Genomic DNA, 23,649 nt, shown 5'->3' on the forward strand with positions numbered 1-23,649 from the left:
AGACCATCGACCGGAGCCTCCACGTCCCATGCCCTTGAATACTCGTGATTTAGCCGCCGAGACGCTACTGCTGCTGGTGTCAGCGACGCTCCTGTGCATGGGCGCCACCAGCCTGTTGGTGGGGCTGGTGCTGCCACAAGTGGTGTTCGGCCCGATGCTGGTGCCGGATGCCGCGCTGGCGACGCTGCTCATCGGCGTTAGTTTACTGGCCACGCTGTGCCAGTGGCGCGTGTTGAGACTGGCAAGTGCCGGGGGCTTGACGCTGCTGCTGCTGTACACCTTGCTGCACAACCTGATGGCGCAGGGCGTCAGCGAATCATGGGTCACTGGGCAGCCGCGCATAACCAGCTTGGCGGCGGCAGTGTTGCTGGTGGTCAATGTCTGCCTATGGCGCGGGGTCGAAGGGGTAGCAAGACAGCGCTGGTGGCGCGCGGCAGGCATAGGTTTGCTGCTGTTTGGCGGTGTGGTGGTTCTTCAGTTATGGCGTCCTCAGGCAAACCAGGTGACGCTATTTACCTCCTCGCCTCTGGCGGTACTGGTGTTCATCGTTCTGTTGGGGGCTGCACTGTTGGTGGCCGGCTGGCGGCAGCGTCATGAGCGGCTCAGCCCGGGCCGCTTGACCGTGATGGTCGGGTTGGCAGGGGTGTTGGCCAGTAGCATTGCGTGGTTGCTGTTGAGCATGCATCAACGCTCTTCCACCGAGCAGCAGGCGGGTTATCTGCTGGATAGCGTGCAGCTCAATGCCGAGCAGATGATGACGGAAAGGCTGCAGTTGATGCAGCGTATGGCCGAACGCCTGGCAATGGTAGAGGGCCAACCGCGTGACGTGTTGTTGACCCGCGACGCCCAGAACTATTTTCGTGACACACTCAGTCTGCATGCGATTGCACTGATGGATGCGTCGGGAGTGCTGTCATGGTCGCAGGGACGCAGGCACACCAGCGATATCTGGCTGCTGGAGCAACTGAGCACTCCGTCTGTCCAGGCATGGGCCGATATTCCGTTCGATCGTCCGCGCCTCTTGATACCGGACAGCCTCCAGCCTAATAACGTGATTATGTTGATCCCCATCCCGGATAGTGCACAACGGTTGCTGGCTTCGTTCAACCTGGGCGAGCTGCTGAGTAATGAATTGCGCCTGGCACTTGGGCCGTTTCATGTGGATGTCAGCCGCCTTCAGCACCGTCTGGTGCGGCTGCACCCTTCCGGGTTCACGGTCGATGATGGCGAAGCCTCCACACTGATGCTGGCATCTCGGCATATGGGGTTGCCGGGGGGATCAACCTCATGCTGAGCGCCTATCCCGGCCAACACTACAACTGGGCACTGTTGGGCGTGATGCCGCTGAGCGTCACGCTGGGTGGGCTGGTGATGAGCTGGCTGCTGGCGTTCAGCGTGGGGTTGGTGGGCGCGAGCGTCACCCGGGCCAAAGAGCTGGCCGAAGCGCGCCACTCCCTGGCCGACAGCGAGCAGCGCTATCGTTCGCTGTTTGCGCACCACCCCGACGCCATTTTTGCCGTGGATCCCGAAGGGCGTTTCATCGAAGCGAATGCAACCTGCGGGCGTGTGACCGGCATTCCTCGGGAAGAGGTCTTGCAGCGTCACTTTGCCAACGTTGTCGACCCTGACGACGTCACGCATGTGGCGCAACAGTTTCAGCAGGTGCTGGGCGGTGAAATCGCGCGCTTCGAAGTCTCGCTGCGCCACCGTGATGGCCAGCAGCGCTTGCTGGATGTGATCGGTATTCCGATCACGGTCAATGGTCGAGTCGACGGAGTGTACGGCATTGCACAGGACGTCACCGCAAGCCGCGCCCAGCAGACTCGCCTTCGGACTCTGGAGCGCAGCGTGGAAGCCAGCGTGAACGGCGTGCTGATTGCCGATGCCCGCGCACCGGATTTGCCCATCATCTACGCCAACCGTGCATTTAGCGTGATGACCGGCTACTCGCTGGAAGAAGTCACGGGGCAGAACTGTCGTTTTCTACAAGGGCCGGAGAGCGACCCGGATATGGTGGAGAGGCTGCGCCACGGTATCCAGCATCAGCATGAGACCCACGTCACGCTGTGCAATTATCGCAAGGATGGCACGCCGTTCTGGAACGATCTTTACGTCGCGCCGGTGCGCGATCAGGAAGGCGTGGTGACCCACTTCGTCGGGGTGCAGCACGATATTTCCAAGCACAAGGCCTACGAGGCACGTTTGGCTTACCATGCCACCCATGACGACCTGACTCGCTTGCCTAATCGCATGCATTTCGAAGAGACGCTGCAGGCAGAGTTCGCCCAGGCCCAACAGGGGGAGCATGCCATTAGTGTGCTGTTCGTGGATCTGGACGATTTCAAGCCGATCAACGACAGCCTGGGCCATGCCGTGGGAGATCAGGTATTGATCGAAGTAGGCCAGCGGCTGAAGGCGGCACTGCGCCAGGAAGATACGGTGGCCCGCTTGGGCGGTGACGAGTTCGTGCTGCTGATTTCGTCGGTCAGTGACGAAAAGCAGGTGATCGACATCGTCGAGCGCCTGTTGCCCGCCCTGGCTCGCCCTTACTGCATCGATGGCCACGAGCTGTACCTGACGGCCAGTGTCGGCATCGCCATCAGTGGGCCGACCACACCCCAGCCACAAAGCTTGATTCAGCAGGCAGACATGGCGATGTACAAGGCCAAGCAGCAAGGGCGCAATGCGTATGCCTGGTTCAGTAACGACATCAACGAGCTGGCCAGCGAGCGCGTCATCCTGCGCAACGACTTGCAGGAAGCCATCGAGCATGATTGTCTGGAGCTGCATTATCAGCCGCTGTTCGACCGTTCGGGTAATATCGTCAGTGTCGAGGCGCTGGTGCGCTGGCGGCACCCTGTGAAAGGCTATATCTCTCCTGCACGTTTCATTCCGCTGGCCGAAGCAACGGGGCAGATCATGCCCATCAGCGAGTGGGTCCTGCAGCGTGCCTGTAGCGACATGCTGAGCCTGCAGCAAAAGGGGTTGGGAAGCCTGAAGGTGGCGGTCAATCTCTCGCCTTTGCAGTTTCATCGCGCAAGCTTTCTGGCGACGCTGCGCCAGACGCTCTCGTCGACCGGTCTTCCTGCCGAGCAGCTGACGCTGGAACTGACCGAAGGCATCCTGATGAACAACACCGAGGCGGCAATTGGTATTCTGCATGCGCTGCGCAGCATGCAGGTGAGCGTCGCCATTGATGACTTCGGCACCGGCTACTCGAGCTTGAGCTATCTGAAACACCTGCCCATCAGCACCATCAAGATCGATCGCAGCTTCATCAACGAGCTGATTCACAGCGATGACGATGCCGCCATCGTGCAGGGCATCATTTCCATGGCCCACCATTTGGGGCTTGGCGTGGTGGCCGAAGGGGTCGAGAATGACGCCCAGCACCAACGTTTGATGACTTACCGCTGTGACATGTTCCAGGGCTTCGGGCTGGCCAAACCCATGCCGCTGGCGGAGCTCGAAAACATCATGGCGGCATTCACGGCTTCGACCACCTCTGGCTGACGAGAAAACATGGCGTTGACCACCACGACCTGGTACCTGTATCTGCTGGAGTGTCGGCGAGGCACCTATGTGGGCATCACCAATGATTTGACGAAGCGCTACCAGGCCCACCGAACCGGCAAGGGCGCGCGCTATACCCGTGCGCACCCGCCCACGGCGCTCTTGGGGGCGCAGCCGTTTCCTGATCGCGCCACGGCCAGCCAGGCCGAGTACCGCTTGAAACAGCGCACCCCGGATCAAAAGCGCCACTGGGCCCGCCAATGGCCGGTCGAAGGGTGGCACCCGGAAAGCGAGTAAACACACCATGGCAACAGGAGCCTTCATGCGTACGTTTTTTTCCGAGGATAGCCGTCTGCGTCAGGCGCGCAGTGAACTGCACGATGGCACGCTGGTCAGCCCCTTCGAATGCCCGGCGCGCATGGATCTCGTGCTGGCGGCGCTGGCGCAGGCCAATATCGAGGTGCAGGCGCCGCAGGCCTATGGGCTCGACCCCGTGCTGGCGGTGCACGATGCAGACTACGTGGCGTTCCTGGAAGGCTGCTGGCAGGCATGGCAGGCCGCCGGTCATGAAGGCGAGGCCATTCCCAATATCTGGCCAGCGCGGACCCTGCGCGGCGACCGCATACCGCGCTCGGTGAGCGGCCAGCTGGGCTACTATGCACTGGCCGCCGAAACCTCGATCAGCGAGGGGACGTTTGCGGCGGCCATGGCCAGCAAGGACACTGCGCTGGCCGCCGTGGAGCATACGCTGACCACCGGCGAGCCCAGCTTTGGGCTGTGCCGCCCGCCCGGCCATCACGCAGCCTTCGATCAGTTCGGCGGCTACTGCTTCTTCAACAATGCCGCCATTGCTGCCCAGCGGGCCCTGGCCAGCGGCATGCATCGCGTGGCCGTGCTGGACGTGGACTTTCATCACGGCAACGGTACCCAGCAGATTTTCTACCAGCGTGACGATGTGCTGTTCGCTTCCCTGCATGGCGACCCCGACGTGACCTTTCCCTACTTTTCCGGCTATGCCGACGAAACGGGGGAGGGTAAGGGAGAGGGCTACACGCTGAACTACCCGCTGCCGCCCGGTACGTCGGTGGCGCGGTGGATGGCGGCGTTGGACGATGCCTTGACCCGGATTGCCCAGGCCGAGTGTGAGCTGGTGGTGGTGTCGCTGGGCGTGGACATCTTCGAAGGCGACCCGATCAGCGCTTTTACCTTCCAGCACGCCGACTTTACGGCCCTTGGCCAGCGGCTGGCCCAGTGTGGTTTGCCCTGCGTCTTTTTACTGGAAGGGGGCTATGCAGTGGGAGATATCGGTGTCAATGTGGTCAATGTCTTGCAGGGCTTTGGTGCGGGTGCGAGATGACAACGGCACCAAATTCGGGCAGTCTTATGCCTTTTTAGCCTATCAATGATGGCGGGAGCGTGTCGTGGCAGTCTACGGCGGAATACAGGCACATGAAGTGGAGCGTTGGCTGAATGCCCTCACCAACGCGGCCTATGACCGACGCTGCCCGCTCTCCCAAGTGCATGGCGGCAACGCCCGTGCGCGCACCGCTCGCCAGGACCTGCTTTATCTGGCGACCTCGTTTCGCGGTGGCGAGCGCAGTCGCGAAGCCGTTGCCGACGGCTTGAGCCGCTGGTGCCAGCACTACCTCAGCGAAGCGGAATGGTACGTGCTGGTGGGCGGTCGCAAGCCGCCCTCCTCGAACGTTACCAGCACCGCACCTCTCGCGGGTCAGCCCCGTGATGCCCAAGCCGGTAGCGAGTCTGCCGCCCCTTCCGAGGATGATGCTTCCTTGGAAGATCCCTTCGTGGACGACGCGCTAGACGCGCTTTATCAACACCGAGTGGGTTAACCCACGCCATCCAGCGCTGTTACAATGGATGCATGAACAGTGCTCATGCCGTTTCGGCCACCGCCTCCCTCGATGACCCTTTTTACTACCTGGCGAATTTCCGCTTCGTGGTCGATTGGGTGCAGTCGCGTCACGGCGATTTGCTGAGTGCCGAGGAGCATCACGCCCTCCAGCAATGGTCACGGCTGCCGCGGGCTGCTCAAGCGCTGCTGGTACGCATGGTGATGCGCAAAGGCGAGCTGTTCCGCATCGATAAGCTCAGCTATCCCGAGATTGGCGACACCCAGCAGGCACTGGCCCCGCTACTGGCCCAAGGGTGGGTCGACGAGACACCGCCGTTGAGCATCGAGGCGCTATTTCGGCTGCTGCGCCTCAGCGAGCTGCGCGACGCCCTGCAACCGATGATCCTTGAGCTGGGCATCGCCCCCAGGGCGACCAAACGCGAACTTCAGGCGGCACTGACACCAAGGCTTACCGAGGCGCGCCCGCTGCAGCAGTGGTGGCCAGAGGCCACCACGAACATCGTGCGCCTCGACATCATGGCGCTATGCGACCGCCTGCGGCTGATGTTCTTTGGCAACCTGCGCCAGGACTGGGCCGAATTCGTGCTCACCGAGCTTGGCTTGCAGCGTTTCGAACAGCTTCCGCTCTCTTCGGATTCGCGTGCATTTCAGCGCCGCGAAGAGGTCGATACCTATCTCACGCTGCACCGCCTGCGCGAGCGCCTGGAGAGCGGCGAGGCGCCGGGAGTGCTCGCCACGGACGTGCCCGCTGCCTTCGGCAACCGCTGGCTGGACGCCCGCCGCTCGCGGCTGCTGCTGACCCTGGGGCACGCGGCAGAGCGCAGCGGTGAGGCGGCCCTGGCCCTGGCGCTGTATGCCGAGTCCAGCAACAGCGAAGCGCGTATTCGTCGGCTGCGAGTGCTGGAGCGCCTGGGCCGCTATCAGGAGGCTTACGCGCTTGCCGAGGCGTCTCTCGATCAGGCAGGCGAGAGCGAAGCCCAGGCGCTGGGACGCCTGCTGCCACGCCTGACGCGCAAGTTGAATTTGCCCGCCCCATCGGCCGCGAAAGCCGTCGATGCCCCCACTTACGTGCTGGAGCTGCCCGGGCCTCAGCCGGTGGAGCGCGCCGTTGCCGAGCACTTATCCACCGCCCGTGCGCCGGTCTTCTATGTGGAAAACGGCCTGATCACGGGGCTGTTCGGCCTGCTGCTCTGGCCAGTCATTTTCAAGCCGCTGCCAGGAGCGTTCTTTCACCCGTTCCACAGCGGGCCTGCGGACCTCTACCGCGAAGACTTCGTGGGCCAGCGCCAGGCAGAGATCGACGCCTGCCTGGCGCAGCTGGAGGATGGCCGCTACCGCGCGACGATTCTGGCCACCTGGCAGGACAAGCAGGGGCTTGCTTCCCCCTTCGTGCATTGGGGAGTGCTGAGCGAACCGCTGGTCACCATGGCGCTTGACTGCCTGCCCGCCGCGCACCTGCGCGGCTGTTTTACCCGCCTGCTGGGGGATCTCAAGCACAATCGCGCAGGCCTGCCGGACCTCATTCAGCTGATGCCGGAAGCAGCAGATGGCGAGCCGCGCTATCGGATGATCGAGGTCAAAGGGCCGGGGGACCGCCTGCAGGATAACCAGCGCCGCTGGATCGACTTCTTCTGCCGCCAGGAGATGCCCGTCGAGGTTTGCCACGTGCGCTGGCAGCCCCACCCATGAGCCGCTATCGCGTGGCGGTGCGTACCCTGTGTGACTTCACCGCCCGCCAGGGTGACCTGGACCACCGCTTTACGCCCGCACCCAGTGCTCAGGAGGGCATCGAGGGGCACGCTCTGGTGGCCAGGCGGCGGGAAAAGATCCCCGGTTATCTTGCCGAACTGCCGCTCTCCGCTGAGTATCAGGGGCTGCGCGTATCTGGCCGCGCCGATGGTTTCGATGTGGCGGGCAACTGTGTCGAAGAGGTCAAGACCCATCGCGGTAGCCTGGCGCGCATGGCGGATAACCAAAGGGCGCTGCACTGGGCGCAGGTGAAAGTGTACGGCGCGCTGCTCTGTGCCGAACGGGGCCTTGCGCATATCACGCTGGCGCTGGTGTACCTGGAGATTGCCAGCGGTCAGGAAACCCGGCTGACCTGCGAAGCCCGCGCCGATGAGCTGGAAACGTTTTTTGCCCACCAGTGCCAGCGCTTCCTTACCTGGGCCGACCAGGAGGCGGCCCACCGCGAGCGCCGCGATGCATGGCTCGCCACGCTGAGCTTTCCCCATGCGGATTTCCGCCCCGGCCAGCGGGCACTGGCCGAGGATGTCTTCAAGGCGGCCAGCACCGGCCGCTGCCTGCTGGCCCAGGCGCCTACCGGTATCGGCAAGACCCTGGGCACGCTGTTTCCCATGCTCTCCGCGATGCCCCGCCAGCGGCTCGACCGGGTCGCCTTTCTGACCATGAAAACCCCCGGCCGCCGCCTGGCGCTGGATGCCCTCACCAGCCTGCAGGCCCCCGCACAGCCGCTGCGGGTGCTGGAGCTGGTGGCGCGTGACAAGGCCTGCGAGCACCCCGGTACGGCGTGCCAGGGCGATGCCTGCCCGCTGGCAAAAGGCTTTTACGATCGCCTGCCCGCGGCCCGTCAGGCGGCGGTGGAACATGGCTGGCTAGACCGCGAGGCCCTGCGCGAGGTGGCGCTGGCGCATCAGGTGTGCCCTTACTACCTGGGCCAGGAGCTGGCCCGCTGGGCCGATGTGGCCGTGGGGGATGTCAATCACTGGTTCGATAGCCACGCGCTTTTGCACGGGCTGGCCCAGGCCAACGACTGGCGGGTGGGCCTGCTGGTGGATGAAGCCCACAACCTGGTCGAGCGTGCCCGTGGCATGTACAGCGCCGCGCTCTCCCAGCAGCGTCTGAGCTACCTGCGGCGCCACTCCCCACCGGCGCTGGCCAAGCCCTTGGCGCGCGTTGGCAGGCAGTGGCAGGCCCTCAACAAGGCGGTGGAAGACCAGGCGCCGGAGCGTCGTTATCACCTGCTGGATACGCTACCCACCAAATTGTTGGGTGCACTGCATACCTTGGCCGGGGCGATCACGGATTATCTGGTGGAGCATCCCGACGGGGCGAGCCAGACGCTTCAGGAACTGCTGTTCGAGGCGCTGGCGTTCTGTCGCCTGGCAGAGCAGTTTGGCGATCATTCGCTGTGCGACCTGGACGTCGCGGGGAAGGGCAGTGCCGTCCTCGGCCTGCGTAACGTGATCCCGGCGGATTTTCTTGGCCCGCGCTTCAAGCGTGCCCACTGCGCGGTGCTGTTCTCCGCCACGCTGTCGCCCTTTCACTACTATGGTGACCTGCTGGGGTTGCCGGAGCACAGCGTCTGGCGCGAGGTGGCGTCTCCCTTCGTGGCGCAGCAGCTGGAAGTGCAGCTGCGCACGGATATCTCCACCCGTTACCATCACCGCGGGGCCTCGGTGGCGCCCATCGTGGCGACCCTGGCGGCGCAGTACCAGCGCCACCCGGGGCATTACTTGGCGTTCTTCAGCAGCTTTGCCTACCTGGAACAGGTGCTGGCTGCGTTTGCCCAGGCCCACCCGGACATTCCCGTGTTTGCCCAGACGCGCAGCATGCAGGAGGCCGAGCGCGACGCTTTTCTGGCGCGTTTTACGCCCGGCGGCTGCGGCATCGGTTTTGCAGTGCTGGGGGGCGCTTTCGCGGAGGGGATCGACCTGCCCGGCGAGCGGTTGATCGGTGCCTTTGTGGCCACGCTGGGCTTGCCGCCCTTCAACGACTTCAACGAAGCGCTGAAGGCTCGGTTACAGGCGCGCTTTGGGCGCGGAGACGACTACACCTACCGTGTGCCGGGCATGGTCAAGGTCGTACAGGCGGCGGGCCGGGTGATCCGTGGCCCCGAGGACCGTGGGGTTGTGGTATTAATGGATGACCGCTTTTCCCAGGCGCGTATACGGGCGCTGCTGCCACGCTGGTGGCAGCTGGATACCCCTTGACGCTGAGTCACGTCCCCTAACCCATAACCACAAGGACCGCATTGCACCATGGCCGATCTACTCTGGTACCAGTACGTACTCATTGGGCTGATCTTTGCCTGGAGTGGCTTCGTGCGCACCAGTTTGGGCTTTGGTGGCGCCGTGCTGGCGCTGCCGTTCTTGCTGCTGGTCAGCAACGAGCCGCTGGTCTTTCTGCCCATCATTGCCATTCATCTGCTGATCTTCTCCAGCTGGATTGCCTGGAACGGGCACCGGCAGGTGCGGCAGGCGGGCAATGGAGCCGCGGTGCAAAGCAATATCGATTGGGGGTATCTGGTCAAGGCGCTGAAGATCATGATCATCCCCAAGCTGGTCGGGGTGGTGGGCCTGCTGACCCTGCCCAACCATGTCATGACCAGCATCATCTTTGGCATCGTGATCATCTACGCCATTGGCTACGTCTTGAACAAGCCGTTCCAAAGCAAGCACCGCTATGTGGATTACCTGCTGCTGGGGCTGGGCGGCTATGTCAGCGGCACCTCGCTGATTGGCGCGCCGCTGATCGTGGCGGTGTTTGCCGCCCATGTGGCCAAGGAGCAGCTGCGCGATACCATGTTCGTGCTGTGGTTCATCCTCGTGGTCATCAAGATGGTGTCGTTCGTGGTGGCGGGGGTCGACCTGCAGCTGGTGCATCAGCTATGGCTGTTGCCGTGCGCTCTCATTGGCCACCTGCTGGGAGAAAAGGCGCACCGTTACCTGCTCCATGCCGATACCGGGCTGTTCTTTCGGGTGCTGGGGGCGGTGCTGATTCTGGTCAGCGTGGTGGGCTTGCTGAGCATGCCAGGCTAAATCACATTTCAAGAGGAGCGGTGGTCGCATGAGATTCATCGACGCGCTGGCCAGCCTGCAACGTGCAGGCCAGCTGCACAGATCCCTTCGGCGAGCGACCCACGGCATCGTGTGGCTCGTGCTGCCGCTGGCGCTACCTGCCATGGCTAGCTGCCCGGCAGCGTCCACCACGGACCTGGCGCACATCAAAGGCATTGGCGAGCAGTCCGCCCTCGCCGAAGGCCAGCGCGTGACCATCGATGGCGTCGTGACCGGGGAGTTTCTGGGGCGCGAGCGCCTCAGCGGGTTCTACCTGCAGCAAACCACCGAGCAGGGCCCGGTAGGCATATTCGTGTATGCGCCGGAGCTGGCCGAGCACAAGGCCGCGCAGGTAGTGGCGGGCCAGCAACTGCAGCTACAGGCGCGTACAGGAAGCTTTCGCGGCAACCCCCAGCTGCAGCGCGTCACTCGGCTGGTGACCTGTGACAGCGCAGGCGAGCTGCCCGAGCCCATTGCGTTATCCTGGCCCCAGGACGCGGCCTCGCTGGACGCCATGGAAGCGCTATTGGTCACTTTCCCTGAGCCGCTGACGGTCACCGATAACCATGATCTGGGCCGTTACGGCACGCTGGCGCTGGCCAGCGAGCGACGCTTTCGGCCGACCCATAGTGCCGCCCAGGCAGCTCCTTCGCCTGCGCCACTGTTGCTGGACGATGGCAGCTACCGCACGAACCCCGACCCCGTGCCCTATCTGAACGAGCAGGGGACGCGCCGCGTAGGCAGCACCCTCGACGGGCTGACCGGGGTGCTCACCCACGCCTTTGGCGACTACCGTCTGCACCCCACACAAGCGGTCACGTTCACCGACAGCAACCCCCGCCCTGGCCCGCTGGAAGCACCGGGTGATGCCCTGCGGGTGGCTACCTTCAACGTCGAGAACTACTTCATCACCCTGGGGGAGCGTGGCGCCGCCAATGCGCCCGCGCTGGAGCGCCAGCGCGGCAAGCTGGCAGCGGCCATCGCGGGGCTGGAGGCGGATATTCTGGCGCTGATCGAAATAGAGAACCGCCCCGACGCGTTGACCGATCTGGTCGAGCAGTTGCACCAGCGCACGGGGATTCGCTACCAGCCGGTGGGCGAGCCCGAGCGTCATGGAACGGACGCCATTCGGGTGGCGTTGCTCTATCGGCCGGACCGCGTGGAGGCCCTGGGAGCCCTGCATATCGACCGTGACGATGCCCACGACCGACCGCCGCTGGCCGGCTTCTTCCGCAGTGTGCGAGGTGGGCCAGAGGTAGGGGTGGTGACCGCGCACTTCAAGGCCAAATCCGGCTGCCCTGCGCAGGGGGATATCGACCGTGGCCAAGGCTGCTGGAACGAGCGGCGTGTTGCTCAGGCGCAGGCCACCCAGCGTTTTCTGGACACCTTGCGCGAGGAAGCGGGCCATGAGCGTTTGCTGCTACTGGGGGACCTCAATGCCTACGGTGCCGAAGACCCGATCCGCACTTTGGTACATGCAGGCATGACCGACCTGATCGCGCGTCATCTCCCCGCCGAGCGCCGTTACACCTACGTGTTTCGCGGTGAGTCCGGGTATCTTGACCACGCCCTGGCCAGCGCTGAACTGGCCGAGGCCGTGCAGCAGGTGCATACCTGGCCCATCAACGCCGACGAGCCGCGCTTTTTGAGCTACGACCAACAGCCGGACGACACCCCGCCCAGCCCGTTTCGCTCGTCAGACCACGACCCCATCGCGGTGGACCTGGTATGGCCATGAAACGTGGCGGGCGCTGATGAGGGGCGCAAAAACAAAAACGGCCACTTTCTCTAAGAGCTAAGTGGCCGTTTTCGTTGAATTCTTGGTCGGAATAGCAGGATTCGAACCTACGACCTCTGCCTCCCGAAGGCAGCGCTCTACCAAGCTGAGCTATATTCCGAGGGTTGCCAAGGCGTGCTTAACAACGGGACGCATCATACGTAGTTCAGGGGCTTTTTTCAAGCCCCTTTTGCGCTTGTCGGGCGCCGGTCAGGCCTGACGCTCCACGGCGAGGCGGGCCAGCTGGGCCATGCTGTCGCGGAAGGGGCTCTCGGGCAGCGCGTTCAGCTCGGCCAGGGCTTTGTCGGCCATCTCGACGGCGCGGTCGCGGGTGTAAGTGAGAGCGCCGGTGGCGTGAATGATCTCCAGCACCTCGTCCAGTTGCTCCAGGCCGCCTTTGCGAATCACCTGGCGGATCAGCTTGGCCTGTTCGGGGGTGCCGCGCTCCATGGCGTGGATCAGCGGCAGGGTCGGTTTGCCCTCGGCCAGATCGTCGCCGACGTTCTTGCCCATGGCGTCGGCGTCGCCCTGGTAGTCTAGCAGGTCGTCGATGAGCTGGAAGGCCAGGCCGAGATAGCGGCCGTAGTACTGCAGCGCGCGCTCCTGCTCCGGGGTGGCATCGGCCAGCACCGCACCGCTGTGGGAAGCGGCTTCGAAGAGCATGGCGGTTTTGCCCTGAATGGTCTCGAAGTAGTCGGCTTCCGAGATGCTCGGGTTGCCGATGTTGGTCAACTGGAGGACTTCGCCTTCTGCGATGACACAGGTCGCGCCGGAGAGGATCGCCATGATGCGCATGGAGCCGACATCGACCATCATCTGGAACGAGCGGGAGTAGAGGAAATCGCCTACCAGCACCGAGGGCGCATTGCCCCAGGCGTCGTTGGCCGTTTTCTTGCCACGGCGCATGTGCGACTCGTCCACCACGTCGTCATGCAGCAGGGTCGAGGTGTGCATGAACTCGATCAGCGTGGCGAGGGTGATGTGCTTGTCGCCTTCGTAGCCCAGCGAACGCGCTGCCAGCAGTACCAGCAGCGGGCGCAGGCGCTTGCCGCCGCTTTCGATGATGTACTGGCCGATGGTTTCCACCAGCGGCACGCGAGAATTCAACTGCGTCACAATGGTGCGGTTGACGGCCTCAAAATCGTCGGCCACCACGGCGTGCAGCGGTGAAGGCGAAGGGCTGGCAGGCGGGGTTGAGGAGACGTTGGCTGTCATGGGTTCCGTTCATCGCGGCAGGTAAGAGAGTGGGGGTCATGCTATGGGGCTGCCTGTGAGGCGTCAAGGCATAGCGGCGCCGGGCGGGCGGCGGGGTGATTGACAAGCCCCGGTGGCCTTGTGGTAAAGCGCGATAGTCGTTATAATCCGCGACCCACTCATCATGCTCCCTGTCAGATGGCTGCCAAAAGAGGCGCCACTCGCAGCAGGTCGATAAGAGCGGAAGGCGATGAGCGTTGGTTACGCGGGGCGTAACTGGCATTAACGACAAGTCCGGAGAGCGACATGTACGCAGTTATCAAAAGCGGTGGCAAACAGTACCGCGTTCAAGAAGGTCAGACCCTCAAGCTCGAAAAAATCGAAGTCGCGACCGGCGAAACGATTGAATTCGATGAAGTGCTGCTGGTTGCAGACGGCGACGACGTGAACATTGGCGCACCTTTCATTAGCGGTGCCAAGGTTTCCGCCGAAATCGTTTCCCACGGCCGTGGCGACAAAGTCACCATCATCAAGTTCCGCCGCCGGAAGCACCACATGAAGCGTCAGGGCCACCGCCAGTGGTTCACTGAAGTCAAAATTACCGGAATTTCTGCGTAAGCAGTCACTTCCCTTTAGGAGGATTTTGCAATGGCACATAAAAAGGCAGCCGGCTCCACGCGTAACGGTCGCGATTCCGAATCCAAACGCCTGGGTGTGAAACTGTACGGTGGCCAAGCGGCAACCGCCGGTAACATCATCGTGCGTCAGCGCGGAACGCGCTTCCACGCTGGCACTGGCGTTGGCCTGGGCCGTGACCACACGCTGTTCGCTCTGAACGACGGTGTCGTCAAGTTCGAGACCAAAGGTCCGAAAAACCGTAAATTCGTCAGCATCGTTTCTGCCTAAGCAACCTGGGTTGCGCAGTGCGAAGATGACGAAAGAAAAGCCCCGCCATGGCGGGGCTTTTTTGTCTTTTCAAGCCCTTTTGCCCGTACCGGGAACAGGGTGATGTAGTCAGGGCGGCGGAAGCGGCCGGGAGAATCCAATGCAGTTCGTCGATGAAGCCTCGATCATTGTTGAGGCAGGTAAAGGCGGCAATGGCTGTCTGAGCTTTCGCCGCGAGAAATATGTGCCCAAGGGGGGCCCGGACGGTGGTGATGGTGGCCACGGGGGCAGCGTTTATCTGATTGGTGACGATGCGCTGAATACCTTGATCGATTTCAAGTTTCAGCGCTTCTACAAGGCCGAGAACGGCCAGGGCGGCATGGGTCGCCAGATGAGCGGCAAGGCCGGTGAAGACCTGCACGTCAAGGTGCCGGTGGGCACCACCGTGATCGACGAGGACACCCTCGAGGTGATCGCCGATGTGACCGAGATCGGGCAGGTCGTGCTGGTGGCGGCCGGTGGTCGTCGTGGCCTGGGTAACATCCACTTCAAATCCTCCACCAACCGCGCACCGCGCCGCACCACGCCGGGTACCGAAGGCGACCGCCGCAATTTGCGCCTGGAAATGAAGGTGATGGCAGATGTGGGCCTGCTGGGCATGCCCAATGCCGGCAAGTCGACGCTGATTCGTTCGGTGTCGGCGGCCAAGCCGAAGGTGGCCAACTACCCCTTCACCACCCTGGTGCCGAACCTGGGCGTGGTGAAGCTGGGCATGCACGAGCACTTCGTGATGGCCGATGTACCGGGGCTGATCGAAGGCGCCTCCGACGGCGCAGGCCTGGGGCTGCGTTTTCTGAAGCACCTGACCCGCACGCGGCTGCTGTTCCACGTGGTCGATGTGGCGCCGTTCGACGAGTCCGATCCGGTCGACGCTGCCCAAGCCATCGTGCACGAGCTGGGCCAGTTCTCACCGGCGCTCTCCGAGCGGCCGCGCTGGCTGGTGCTGAACAAGTTCGACCTGCTGCCGGAAGAGGAGCGCGAAGCGCGGGCCCAGGCGATCATCGATGCGTTGAACTGGGAAGGCCCGGTGTTCCGTATTTCGGCGATCAGCAGCGAAGGCACCGACAAGCTGGTGCAGGCGGCGTACCGCTGGCTCACCGAGCAGCAGCGTCTGGAAAACGAAGACGAAGAGGCCCATGCCCGCGAGCAGGAGATGCGTCGCCGCATGGAAGAGGAGTCGGTGGCCCGTACCGAAGCGCGCCTTGGTCGTCGCCGCAAGCGCGATGACGAAGAAGACGATGACGATTTCGACGACGATGATTACGATGTCGAAGTAGAGTACGCCCCGTAAACGGCAGGCGTGCCGACCAGGATGAATCGCGTGAGCGCAATGGCGTGGGAGAGTCGCGACGTGGAACACAACGAGCAGTTGCCGGGCCGTGAGGCGCTGAGTAGCGCCCGCCGGATAGTGGTCAAGATTGGCAGCGCGCTGCTCACCAACGATGGTCGCGGGCTGGATGAAGCGGCCATTGGCGGCTGGGTAGATCAAATTGCTGCCCTGCACCAGCAGGGTATCGACGTGGTGCTGGTCTCTTCGGGAGCCGTGGCGGCAGGCATGGTACGCCTGGGGTGGCAGGCACGCCCCAGCGCCGTGCATGAACTGCAGGCGGCGGCGGCCGTGGGGCAGAACGGGCTCACCCAGTGCTACGAGCAGCACTTTGCTCGCCACGGCATGCTCACCGCGCAAATTCTGCTCACCCACGACGACCTCTCCAACCGCAAGCGCTACCTGAACGCGCTGTCGGCGCTGCGCACCCTGGTCGAGATGCGCGTAGTGCCGGTGATCAACGAAAACGATACCGTCGTCACCGACGAGATCCGCTTTGGCGATAACGACACCCTGGGCGCGCTGGTGGCCAACCTGCTCGAAGCCGATGCGCTGCTGCTGCTCACCGATCAGGAGGGCCTGTTCGATGCCGACCCGCGCCATCATCCTGACGCTCGATTGATTGCCGAAGGCCGTGCCGATGACCCACGGCTGGCCGCCGTGGCAGGCAGCGGCGGTGCGCTGGGCCGAGGGGGCATGAGTACCAAGGTGCGTGCTGCGCAGCTGGCGGCGCGTTCCGGCGCGGTAACGGTGATCGCCAGCGGCCGTCAGCCCGAGGTGATCACCCGTATCGTGCAGGGCGAACCGCTGGGCACGCTGCTGCGCCCGGACCAGGCGCCCATGGCGGCCCGCAAGCGCTGGCTGGCAGGGCAGCTACAGGTACGCGGTACGCTGGTGCTGGATGCCGGTGCGGTCAACGTGCTGCGCGGCAAAGGCTCCAGCCTGCTGGCCGTGGGCGTGCGGGACGTACAGGGCAGCTTCAGACGCGGCGACATGGTGCTGTGTGTGGACGAACAGGGCGCACGGGTCGCCAAGGGGCTGGTCAACTACGGTGCCGATGAGGCACGCCAGCTGGCGGGCCAGCCCAGCCACCAGATCGAGGCCATCCTTGGCTATGTGGAGGCCCACGAGCTGATTCATCGCGATAATCTGGTGGTGGTGTAAGGCGGCAGCGGTATTTGCTGTGGCCAGCCGTCCGGCACGATCATCACCCGCAACGGGGGGTGAGCCGGGTGGCTGAGCATCACCTGCTGAGGCCCGTAGCGGTCGACCAGCGGCATCACGCTGGCCGTTTGTAGCGCCAGCTCATCGAAGGATTCCGGCAGCGGCGGCGCTAACCAGTGGGGCTTTTCCAGCCAGGCCATGCTGGGTGCGTCGGCGTAGCTCTCTGCCAGTGCTGGCCAATCCTTCCTGTAGCACCACAGCCCGCGCCGGTGGTCAGGCGTTGCCCCGTCCGGCGGTGGCAGCGTTGCGTGCCACGGGTAGAACAAGACGCCGGGCATGGCCACTCGGGGCTGCAAGGCGGGCAGGGTTTCGCCGCTGTCGCGGGGGGCGAGCCAGTGGCGCAGCAAGTGTCGCGCAGGTGGCGTACACGACAGCGGCAGCTGATGCTGGCGCAAGTGCTGGCACTTCAGCGCCAGACTATCCAACCCTCCGGGGCCAATCCAACGGCTCTGGCTAGTTTGCTCTCCAGGCCCTTCGGGCAACCCCAGATAAAACTTGATGGCCACCTCCAGGTGCATGGGCGCCGGGTTCTGCCGAGTACGGTAGAGAATATCCAGCTCGCCCAGCGTCAGGCGGCGCTGGGTAATGCGTACGTTGTGGCCCAGCAGGCGAGTGTTGGGCGCGCTGTCCAGCAGCAGATGCCACAGCCGTTCATGGTAATGCCCCATGCGCTGAGGCGGTAAACGCCTTGTCCTTCCAGCCGCTTGTGGAGACTCATCCTGCCGAAAATGGTCGGCATGGCGGGCCAGCCAGGCGTGGCGCTGGGCGGCGCTGGCCAGGCCCAGCTCGGCGGGGGTAGGGCGGCCAGCCAGATGCTCGGCCAGCGTCACCAGGTCCGGGGTTGCCAGCAGCCACAGCATGTCGCGCAGCAGCCGCTGCGGCGAGTGGGGCCAGACGCCTTCCAGGCAGCCGTCGCTCATGCCATCAACGCAGCCAGAGGGCCAGCAGCGTCAGGGCAATCAACACGACCAGCGTGGCAGTGCCCAGGTGGCGGGCGTAGTGGTGCAGCATGCGAACCTCTCTCAGACGATGTCGAAGCGATCGGAAAAAATGTGCGTCGGCGGGATGCCGTGGGCAATCAGCCCGCGTTCGGCGCTATCCATCATCGGGTCTGGGCCGCAAATGTAACAGTCGGTCCGCGGGTCCAGGTCCGGCAAGACACGTTCGATCAGTGCCTCATCCACATAGCCGGTTTCGCCCTGCCACCCTTCGTGCGGGGCGGACAGCACGTGAACCACTGTCAGGGGCAGCGCTTTGCTGAGCGTTTCCAGGCGCTCACGGAAGGTGGCTTCCTGCCAGGTCGGGTTGGCATAGATCAGCCAGATCGGGGGCGCCTTGCCTGTATCACGAAAGCTGCGCAGCATGCTGATGAACGGGGTGATACCGATACCGCCCGCCAGCATCACGATGCCATGGGGGTTATCGGGGTTGGGGGTAAAAGCGCCGTATGGCCCTTCGATGAACGCTCGTGTGTTGGCCTTGACCTTGGGCAGCGTACGGGTGAAGTCCCCCAGCCGCTTGGCACTGAAAGCCACCCTGCCCGGCTGTGATGCGCTGGAAACGATGGAAAAAGGGTGCTGCTGCAAGGCAAAAGGGGTATCCCCCAGAGTGATCCAGAAAAACTGCCCGGGCTGGAAGTCCAGCTGGTGCTGGCCATCTGCCTCCAGCGTCAGCGTCGTGGTGTCGCCTCGCTCCAGCTGGTTATCCACCACGCGCCAGGGCTGGCGGCGCAGCCGCCACGGGCGCAGCAGGCGAGTTTCCACCAGCAGCCCTAGCGGCAGCAGGAGCAGCAGGGCAAAGATGCCCGAGGTGACGACGCCTTGGGTGTAGCGCTGAGCCATCAGCGCATGCCCCAGCCCGCCCATGACCACGAAAGCGGTCAGGCCGCCATGCAGCAGTCGCCATGTCTCGTAACTCAACCCCAGCCGCTTGCGCCATAGCGAGGTGACCACCAGGGTCAGGCTGGCCAGCAGCAGGGCCATCAGGGCCAGGGCGCGGAGGGTGTCCTCGCGGGGATCGAGATAGTGCAATAGGTTGGGTTCGGCGATGAATGTCAGCGTGGGATGCGCCAGCACCAGCAGCAGGGCACCGATCCCCAGCTGGCGATGAAACTGCAGTACGTTGTCGAACCCTGCGCGGTTACCAAAGCCATGACGGCCCGAAATCAGCGCTTGCAGCGCCATGATGCTCAGCGCCAGCGCACCGAGCAATACGCCTGCCTCGGCCAAGGCGCTGCGTGGAGCTGGCGGCGACACCAGCAGCCAGCTCACCGGCAGTAATGCCAGCACCATGTAGAGAGTGACCCAAAGCAGCGCTTGGCGGATGACGTGGTTCACGAATGCTTCTCCTTGTGCGTCCTTGCGAATGGCGAGTGTTGCCCCGTCTTCCTGTGGGTGGCTAGTCCAAGTGTGGGAAAAACCGAGCATTTCGCAAGTCTGGCCGCCAACGCAGCAGGAGCTGCTACGCTGACGGAAGGGCCATCGAGAGTCAGTATGGCCGATAGCGCCAGCATTCACCCGACAGGAGCAGCATGATGGGCAAAGGAAAATCGAAGAAAAGCCAGCCGAGCAAGTCCGACTCTACAGCGTCCTCGGCGGCTGCCAAGGCGCCACAGCAGCTGACCCCCGATACCGGGGCTGCCTTGTTTGAAGACGCTCGTTCGCGGCTGGTGGCCGTGTTCGAGGCGTTGGAAATCCACCCGGATGCTCAGGCGCGTTTGATGCAGCCGAGCCTTTCATTGCAGGTCAGCGTGCCGGTGCGCATGGATGATGGCAGCCTGAAGGCGTTTCCGGCCTGGCGCGTGCAGTACGACACCAGCCTGGGACCTGCCAAGGGCGGGGTTCGCTTCCACCCGGACGTGAACCAGCATGAAGTCACCACGCTGAGCTTCTGGATGGCGGTGAAGTGCGCGGTGGTCAACCTGCCCTACGGTGGCGGCAAGGGCGGCGTTCAGGTGGATGCCAAGTCGCTGTCGTCGCTGGAGCGGGAGCGGCTGGCACGGGGCTATATCCGCGCCATCGCCGACATCATGGGGCCCGACCGCGACATCCCCGCACCGGACGTGAATACCGATGCCACGGTGATGGGCTGGATGATCGATGAGTACGAGCAGATTCTGCGTGCCCAGGCGCCAGCCGCCATCACGGGCAAACCGCTGCCGCTAGGAGGCTCGCCAGGCCGGGTGGAAGCCACCGGCCGTGGCGCGCTCAAGGTGCTCGACCTGTGGGCGGCGCAGCGCGAGCGGGCGCCGGAAGAGACCACCGTGGCGGTGCAGGGCTTCGGCAACGCCGCGTACCACTTTGCCCGTTTGGCCAGCGCCGAAGGGTATCGCGTGGTCGCGGTTTCCGACTCCAGCGGAGGCCGCTATGCGGCGGACGGGCTGGACATCGAAGCGCTGAAAAAGGACAAGCAGTCCCACGGCAAGCTGTCGAAAAGTCAGCAGGGGAAAGCCCTGAGTGGCGAGCAGCTGCTGGCGCTGGAGGTGGATGTGCTGGCGCTGGCCGCGCTGGAGAATCAGGTGCATGGTGACAACGTGGCCGAGGTGCAGGCAGGCGCCATTCTGGAGATCGCCAACGGCCCGCTGACCAGCGATGCCGACCGGGCGCTCGAAAAGCGCGACGTGGACGTGCTGCCCGACGTACTGGTCAATACCGGCGGGGTCGTGGTCAGCTACTTCGAGTGGCTGCAGAATCGTGCCGGTGAAAAGTGGAGTGAAGAGCAGGTCAACGAGCGGCTGGATACACTGCTGGAGCGCGAGGCAAGCCAGGTACTCAAGCGGGCCGAGCAAGAGCAGGTGTCGTTTCGTCACGCGGCGTACTGTCAGGGCATCGAGCGGATTGCCGAGGCCATCATGGCCCGCGGCAACTGCCAGGACTGCCGCTAACCCACGGTGTCGATGACGTCATGACGCCATGAAGATGACATGAAAAAGGCGGGCCACCAGGGCCCGCCATGCAAGGTGGCTTGCGCGTATCAGTCGCGGTCGATCTCGGTGACCTGGAACGAACCCTGACGCATCTTGATGTCCAGCTCACGACCGTTCTGGTCGCGCCCTTCGATGTCGATGGTGCCGTTCTTGTCGATCTCGATCTCCTCGAACTCCATCATGCCTTCCTGGCTGGCGATATTGAGCGCCTGGCGCACATCGTCTTCGCTCATGCCCCAGGCGCCGGTGATCAGACGCTTGCGCTCTTCCTTCAGGGTATCGCCGTTATCCAGCGAGAACTCGACATCAGCGTACCACTCATCGTCCAGCCAGCCTTCGACTTCGGCGCGTCCACGGCTCTTGATGCTGATCTCTTCATAGTGCGTAAAACCATAATCGCTGGCGTAGGTCAGAATGTCGTCGATGCGGTCCACCGGCTGGGTATCGGCATATACGGTGCTGGCGGCTGCGCTCAACAGCAGGGCAGAGGCAGGAATCATCAGCATTTTTTTCATGGCGTTCATCACAAGCTCCTTTTTCATGATATGTCAGTTGAAGCGACGAGACAGTTATAGCAGCTGGGGTCTTACCGGAAGCTGACAAAGTCATTCATCTACCGTTCATGTTGACTTTGGCATGCTGGCACCATGAAAACCACGACCGCTTTCCTACGCTCCTTGCGCACCTGGCTCCGCCTTCGGGTGGTGGCCTGCGCGCTGGCGCTGGCCTGGATGGGTAACGCCATTGGCGACCAGCCTTGGCAAGCGCTGCACGGTGAAGTAGGGCGTGGCGATGTGGTGCCGCTGGAGACGATTCTGGACTGGCTGGAAGTCAACTATATGGGCGATATTCTGGAAATCGAGATCGACCGGGACGACGGGCTGGTGGAGTATGAGATCAAGATGCTGGGCCCCCAGGGCCAGGTGGTCGAGTTCGAGTTCGATGGTCACAGCGGCCAGTTGATGAAGATCGAAGGTGTCCGCATTCGCGAGATGCAGCGTAACCCCTGAAAGGATGGCGTGATGAAGTGTTTGCTGGTAGAGGATGACCAGGCGCTTGCCCGTGAGCTGAGCCAGGCCCTGCGTGAAGGCGACTGGATCGTCGAACGAGCCGAAAATGGTCAGGAAGCCGACTTTCTGGTGCGTACGGAAGCCTACGATACGGTGATTCTGGACATCGGCCTGCCGGATGGCGATGGCACCCGCTGGCTCTCTTCCTGGCGGGAAGATGGCATCGACCTGCCGGTGCTGATCTTGACCGCTCGTGAGCGTTGGGCCGACAAGGCCGCAGGCTTTACCGCCGGAGCCGATGATTACGTGACCAAGCCTTTCGAGCCCGCTGAAGTACTGTTTCGGCTGCGCGCTCTGGTGCGACGCACCCATGGCCACGCCCATCCGGTCTTGCGGGTAGGCGAGCTGAGCCTGGATACCCACACCCAGCACGTTACCCTGGTGGGCAGGCCCGTCAGCCTGACCGCCCAGGAAACCCGTCTGCTGAGTTATCTCATGCATGCCGCGCCGCGGGTAGTAAGCCGCAGTGAGCTCTCGGAGCACGTCTATGACCGTGACCACGAGCCCGACTCCAACGTCATCGACGTGCAGGTCAGCCGCCTGCGACGCAAGCTGGGTGCCTGGCGTATTGCCACCCTGCGCGGCCAAGGCTATCGCCTGCTGGCCGATGAGCCTGACACACCATGAGCGCTGCCGGGCAGCCTTGGCGGCAACGCTGGGCCAGCCGCTCCATTCATCTGCGCTTGCTGCTGGCAGCGCTGCTGATCGTACTATTGGCCCTGCCGGTGGCGGGTGGGCTGCTGGCCCATCACTATCGTAGCGCCGCAGTGAGCGCGTTCGACGAGCGTCTCGAAGCAACCCTCAACGTGATCATTGCCGGGGTCGCCTACGACCCCCTGAGTGAACAGCTGCGCTACGAACGTGGCTTGGGCGATCCCCGTTTCGAGCATGTGTTTTCGGGCTGGTATTGGCAAATCACCGACAGCGAGCAGCACACGGTAGCGTCGCGCTCGCTATGGGATCAGCGGCTGCCCGTGACCCACAGCGAACAGCTCTCGGCGCGTACCGTGCCGGGGCCAAGAGGGCAGCAGCTGAGAGTGGTGGAGCGGGATATCTATCTGGCCCCCCTGGAATCGCCTTTGCACGTTAGCGTGGCCGCCCGGGACGATGTTCTGGTGGCCGAGATTCAGGCTTTTCAGCGTCTGCTGTGGCTAGGCTTGCTGGGGCTTGGTGCCGTGTTGCTGGGAGTGCTGGCGCTCCAGGTGCGCTGGGGGTTGGCGCCTTTACGCCGCATGAATGCCAACCTGCGCGACGTGGAGCAGGGACGGGCAGCGCAACTGGATACCCGGCTGCCGCAAGAGTTGGCCACCCTGGCCAGCTCCATGAACGCCGTATTGGCGCGCGACCAGCGGCTGATCGAGCGCGGACGCTATACGGCGGGTAATCTGGCCCACGCCCTCAAGACGCCGCTCAGCGTCATGCGCCTGCTGGCGAAGCAGCTGCCCAGCGACAGCCGAGCCACCTGGGACGTCGAGCTTTCGCGTATCGACAACGCGGTGCGTCACCACCTGGCCCGGGCCTCGGCGGCGGGAGACAGCGGGCGTTTCGCGGCCATTGACCTGCAGGCTACCCTGGCGCCGCTGATGAACGGGCTGGCGCGTCTCGCTCAGCGGCGGCACATCACCCTGACGCAGCGTGTGGATAGCCAGATGCGAGTACACATGGACGACCAGGACCTGCAGGAGATGGTGGGAAATTTACTCGATAATGCCCTGCGCTGGGCCAGCCAGACGGTGCATGTGAGCTTTCAGGCGCAGCAAGGCGTATTGAGGCTCACGGTGAGCGATGACGGCCCCGGCATGACCGCCGAGGAGTGCCAGGCGGCGGTGCAGCGCGGCAAACGGCTGGATGAGCAGCGCTCCGGGAGCGGGCTGGGGCTGGCCATCGTGGCCGATCTGGTGGCCCTGTATGGCGGACAGATGCGCCTGCAGCGCGCCGAACAGGGCGGGCTGCAGGTGGTGATCGAACTACCCGTGCTGGCCGCGCGGGCCTGAAGGAGCAA

The 23,649-nt window shown here is 63.7% G+C and carries 21 protein-coding genes and 1 tRNA gene; 17 read left to right on the forward strand and 5 right to left on the reverse strand.

Annotated elements, in window-relative coordinates:
- Nucleotides 1-28 precede the first annotated feature (28 nt).
- The 9 genes from KVY02_RS18220 to KVY02_RS01695 all read left to right on the forward strand — a co-directional run bounded on the left by KVY02_RS18220 (nucleotide 29) and on the right by KVY02_RS01695 (nucleotide 11,923).
- Nucleotides 29-1,294 carry a hypothetical protein gene (locus KVY02_RS18220; RefSeq protein ID WP_256357547.1) on the forward strand — a complete coding sequence of 422 codons (1,266 nt, stop codon included), beginning with the start codon at nucleotides 29-31 and terminating at the stop codon, nucleotides 1,292-1,294.
- Nucleotides 1,288-3,513 carry a sensor domain-containing phosphodiesterase gene (locus tag KVY02_RS18225; protein WP_256357548.1) on the forward strand — a complete coding sequence of 742 codons (2,226 nt, stop codon included), beginning with the start codon at nucleotides 1,288-1,290 and terminating at the stop codon, nucleotides 3,511-3,513. The genes KVY02_RS18220 and KVY02_RS18225 overlap by 7 nt, the downstream gene beginning before the upstream one ends.
- A gap of 9 nt (nucleotides 3,514-3,522) precedes the next feature.
- Nucleotides 3,523-3,810 carry a GIY-YIG nuclease family protein gene (locus tag KVY02_RS01665; RefSeq protein ID WP_039183214.1) on the forward strand — a complete coding sequence of 96 codons (288 nt, stop codon included), beginning with the start codon at nucleotides 3,523-3,525 and terminating at the stop codon, nucleotides 3,808-3,810.
- A 25-nt stretch (nucleotides 3,811-3,835) separates the two neighbouring features.
- Nucleotides 3,836-4,870 carry a histone deacetylase family protein gene (locus tag KVY02_RS01670; protein WP_218314179.1) on the forward strand — a complete coding sequence of 345 codons (1,035 nt, stop codon included), beginning with the start codon at nucleotides 3,836-3,838 and terminating at the stop codon, nucleotides 4,868-4,870.
- A 64-nt stretch (nucleotides 4,871-4,934) separates the two neighbouring features.
- Nucleotides 4,935-5,363, forward strand: a complete 429-nt coding sequence (locus KVY02_RS01675; protein ID WP_218314180.1) for a hypothetical protein — start codon at nucleotides 4,935-4,937, stop codon at nucleotides 5,361-5,363.
- Nucleotides 5,364-5,395: 32 nt separating this feature from the next.
- On the forward strand, nucleotides 5,396-7,075 hold the full coding sequence (locus KVY02_RS01680) for a VRR-NUC domain-containing protein (RefSeq protein WP_218314181.1): 1,680 nt from the start codon (nucleotides 5,396-5,398) through the stop codon (nucleotides 7,073-7,075).
- The gene (locus KVY02_RS01685) at nucleotides 7,072-9,339 is read left to right on the forward strand and encodes an ATP-dependent DNA helicase (RefSeq protein WP_218314182.1); all 2,268 of its coding nucleotides are present in this window, start codon (nucleotides 7,072-7,074) and stop codon (nucleotides 9,337-9,339) included. The genes KVY02_RS01680 and KVY02_RS01685 overlap by 4 nt, the downstream gene beginning before the upstream one ends.
- Before the next feature lie 48 nt (nucleotides 9,340-9,387).
- On the forward strand, nucleotides 9,388-10,167 hold the full coding sequence (locus tag KVY02_RS01690; protein ID WP_218314183.1) for a sulfite exporter TauE/SafE family protein: 780 nt from the start codon (nucleotides 9,388-9,390) through the stop codon (nucleotides 10,165-10,167).
- A gap of 28 nt (nucleotides 10,168-10,195) precedes the next feature.
- Nucleotides 10,196-11,923, forward strand: a complete 1,728-nt coding sequence (locus KVY02_RS01695) for an ExeM/NucH family extracellular endonuclease (RefSeq protein WP_218314184.1) — start codon at nucleotides 10,196-10,198, stop codon at nucleotides 11,921-11,923.
- A gap of 83 nt (nucleotides 11,924-12,006) precedes the next feature.
- Here the strand turns inward: KVY02_RS01695 and KVY02_RS01700 are convergent.
- A tRNA-Pro gene (locus KVY02_RS01700) sits at nucleotides 12,007-12,083 on the reverse strand.
- Nucleotides 12,084-12,172: 89 nt separating this feature from the next.
- Nucleotides 12,173-13,177: an octaprenyl diphosphate synthase gene (gene ispB / locus KVY02_RS01705; RefSeq protein ID WP_039183196.1), complete on the reverse strand. Its 1,005-nt coding sequence runs from the start codon at nucleotides 13,175-13,177 to the stop codon at nucleotides 12,173-12,175.
- A gap of 285 nt (nucleotides 13,178-13,462) precedes the next feature.
- Here ispB and rplU point away from each other — a divergent pair, with 285 nt between their 5' ends.
- The 4 genes from rplU to proB all read left to right on the forward strand — a co-directional run bounded on the left by rplU (nucleotide 13,463) and on the right by proB (nucleotide 16,592).
- Entirely contained in the window at nucleotides 13,463-13,774 is a 312-nt protein-coding gene (gene rplU / locus KVY02_RS01710; protein WP_016915863.1) for a 50S ribosomal protein L21, read from the forward strand.
- Between the two features lie 30 nt (nucleotides 13,775-13,804).
- Nucleotides 13,805-14,062 (forward strand): 50S ribosomal protein L27, encoded by a 258-nt coding sequence (gene rpmA / locus KVY02_RS01715; RefSeq protein ID WP_016915864.1) that lies wholly within the window; start codon nucleotides 13,805-13,807, stop codon nucleotides 14,060-14,062.
- A gap of 139 nt (nucleotides 14,063-14,201) precedes the next feature.
- Nucleotides 14,202-15,392 (forward strand): Obg family GTPase CgtA, encoded by a 1,191-nt coding sequence (gene cgtA / locus KVY02_RS01720; protein ID WP_016915865.1) that lies wholly within the window; start codon nucleotides 14,202-14,204, stop codon nucleotides 15,390-15,392.
- 39 nt (nucleotides 15,393-15,431) lie between these two features.
- The gene (proB, locus tag KVY02_RS01725) at nucleotides 15,432-16,592 is read left to right on the forward strand and encodes a glutamate 5-kinase (protein ID WP_256357600.1); all 1,161 of its coding nucleotides are present in this window, start codon (nucleotides 15,432-15,434) and stop codon (nucleotides 16,590-16,592) included.
- Here the strand turns inward: proB and KVY02_RS01730 are convergent.
- Together KVY02_RS01730 and KVY02_RS01735 are read right to left on the reverse strand one after the other, a co-directional pair.
- Nucleotides 16,565-17,572, reverse strand: coding sequence for a DUF1853 family protein (locus KVY02_RS01730; RefSeq protein WP_218314185.1), 1,008 nt, complete (start codon nucleotides 17,570-17,572; stop codon nucleotides 16,565-16,567). The two genes, proB and KVY02_RS01730, sit on opposite strands and share 28 nt — an antisense overlap.
- A 102-nt stretch (nucleotides 17,573-17,674) precedes the next feature.
- Nucleotides 17,675-18,988 (reverse strand): ferredoxin reductase family protein, encoded by a 1,314-nt coding sequence (locus KVY02_RS01735; protein ID WP_218314187.1) that lies wholly within the window; start codon nucleotides 18,986-18,988, stop codon nucleotides 17,675-17,677.
- 197 nt (nucleotides 18,989-19,185) lie between these two features.
- Here KVY02_RS01735 and KVY02_RS01740 point away from each other — a divergent pair, with 197 nt between their 5' ends.
- A complete protein-coding gene (locus KVY02_RS01740) occupies nucleotides 19,186-20,535 on the forward strand; it encodes a Glu/Leu/Phe/Val family dehydrogenase (protein ID WP_218315027.1) in 1,350 nt (449 codons plus the stop codon).
- A gap of 89 nt (nucleotides 20,536-20,624) precedes the next feature.
- Here KVY02_RS01740 and KVY02_RS01745 read toward each other — a convergent pair whose 3' ends face one another.
- Nucleotides 20,625-21,101 carry a PepSY domain-containing protein gene (locus tag KVY02_RS01745; protein ID WP_016915870.1) on the reverse strand — a complete coding sequence of 159 codons (477 nt, stop codon included), beginning with the start codon at nucleotides 21,099-21,101 and terminating at the stop codon, nucleotides 20,625-20,627.
- Nucleotides 21,102-21,224: 123 nt separating this feature from the next.
- Between KVY02_RS01745 and KVY02_RS01750 the strand changes: the two genes are divergently transcribed.
- From KVY02_RS01750 to KVY02_RS01760, 3 genes are read left to right on the forward strand one after another with little or no spacing between them, the layout of a single operon-like run.
- Complete coding sequence (locus KVY02_RS01750; RefSeq protein WP_081138002.1) at nucleotides 21,225-21,587, forward strand: PepSY domain-containing protein; 363 nt, start codon at nucleotides 21,225-21,227, stop codon at nucleotides 21,585-21,587.
- A 12-nt stretch (nucleotides 21,588-21,599) separates the two neighbouring features.
- On the forward strand, nucleotides 21,600-22,274 hold the full coding sequence (locus tag KVY02_RS01755; RefSeq protein WP_016915872.1) for a winged helix-turn-helix domain-containing protein: 675 nt from the start codon (nucleotides 21,600-21,602) through the stop codon (nucleotides 22,272-22,274).
- Nucleotides 22,271-23,641 carry a sensor histidine kinase gene (locus KVY02_RS01760; protein ID WP_218314189.1) on the forward strand — a complete coding sequence of 457 codons (1,371 nt, stop codon included), beginning with the start codon at nucleotides 22,271-22,273 and terminating at the stop codon, nucleotides 23,639-23,641. The genes KVY02_RS01755 and KVY02_RS01760 overlap by 4 nt, the downstream gene beginning before the upstream one ends.
- Nucleotides 23,642-23,649: the final 8 nt, after the last annotated feature.

The sequence above is a fragment of the Halomonas sp. 18071143 genome (assembly GCF_019211725.1).
Lineage (GTDB): Bacteria > Pseudomonadota > Gammaproteobacteria > Pseudomonadales > Halomonadaceae > Vreelandella > Vreelandella stevensii.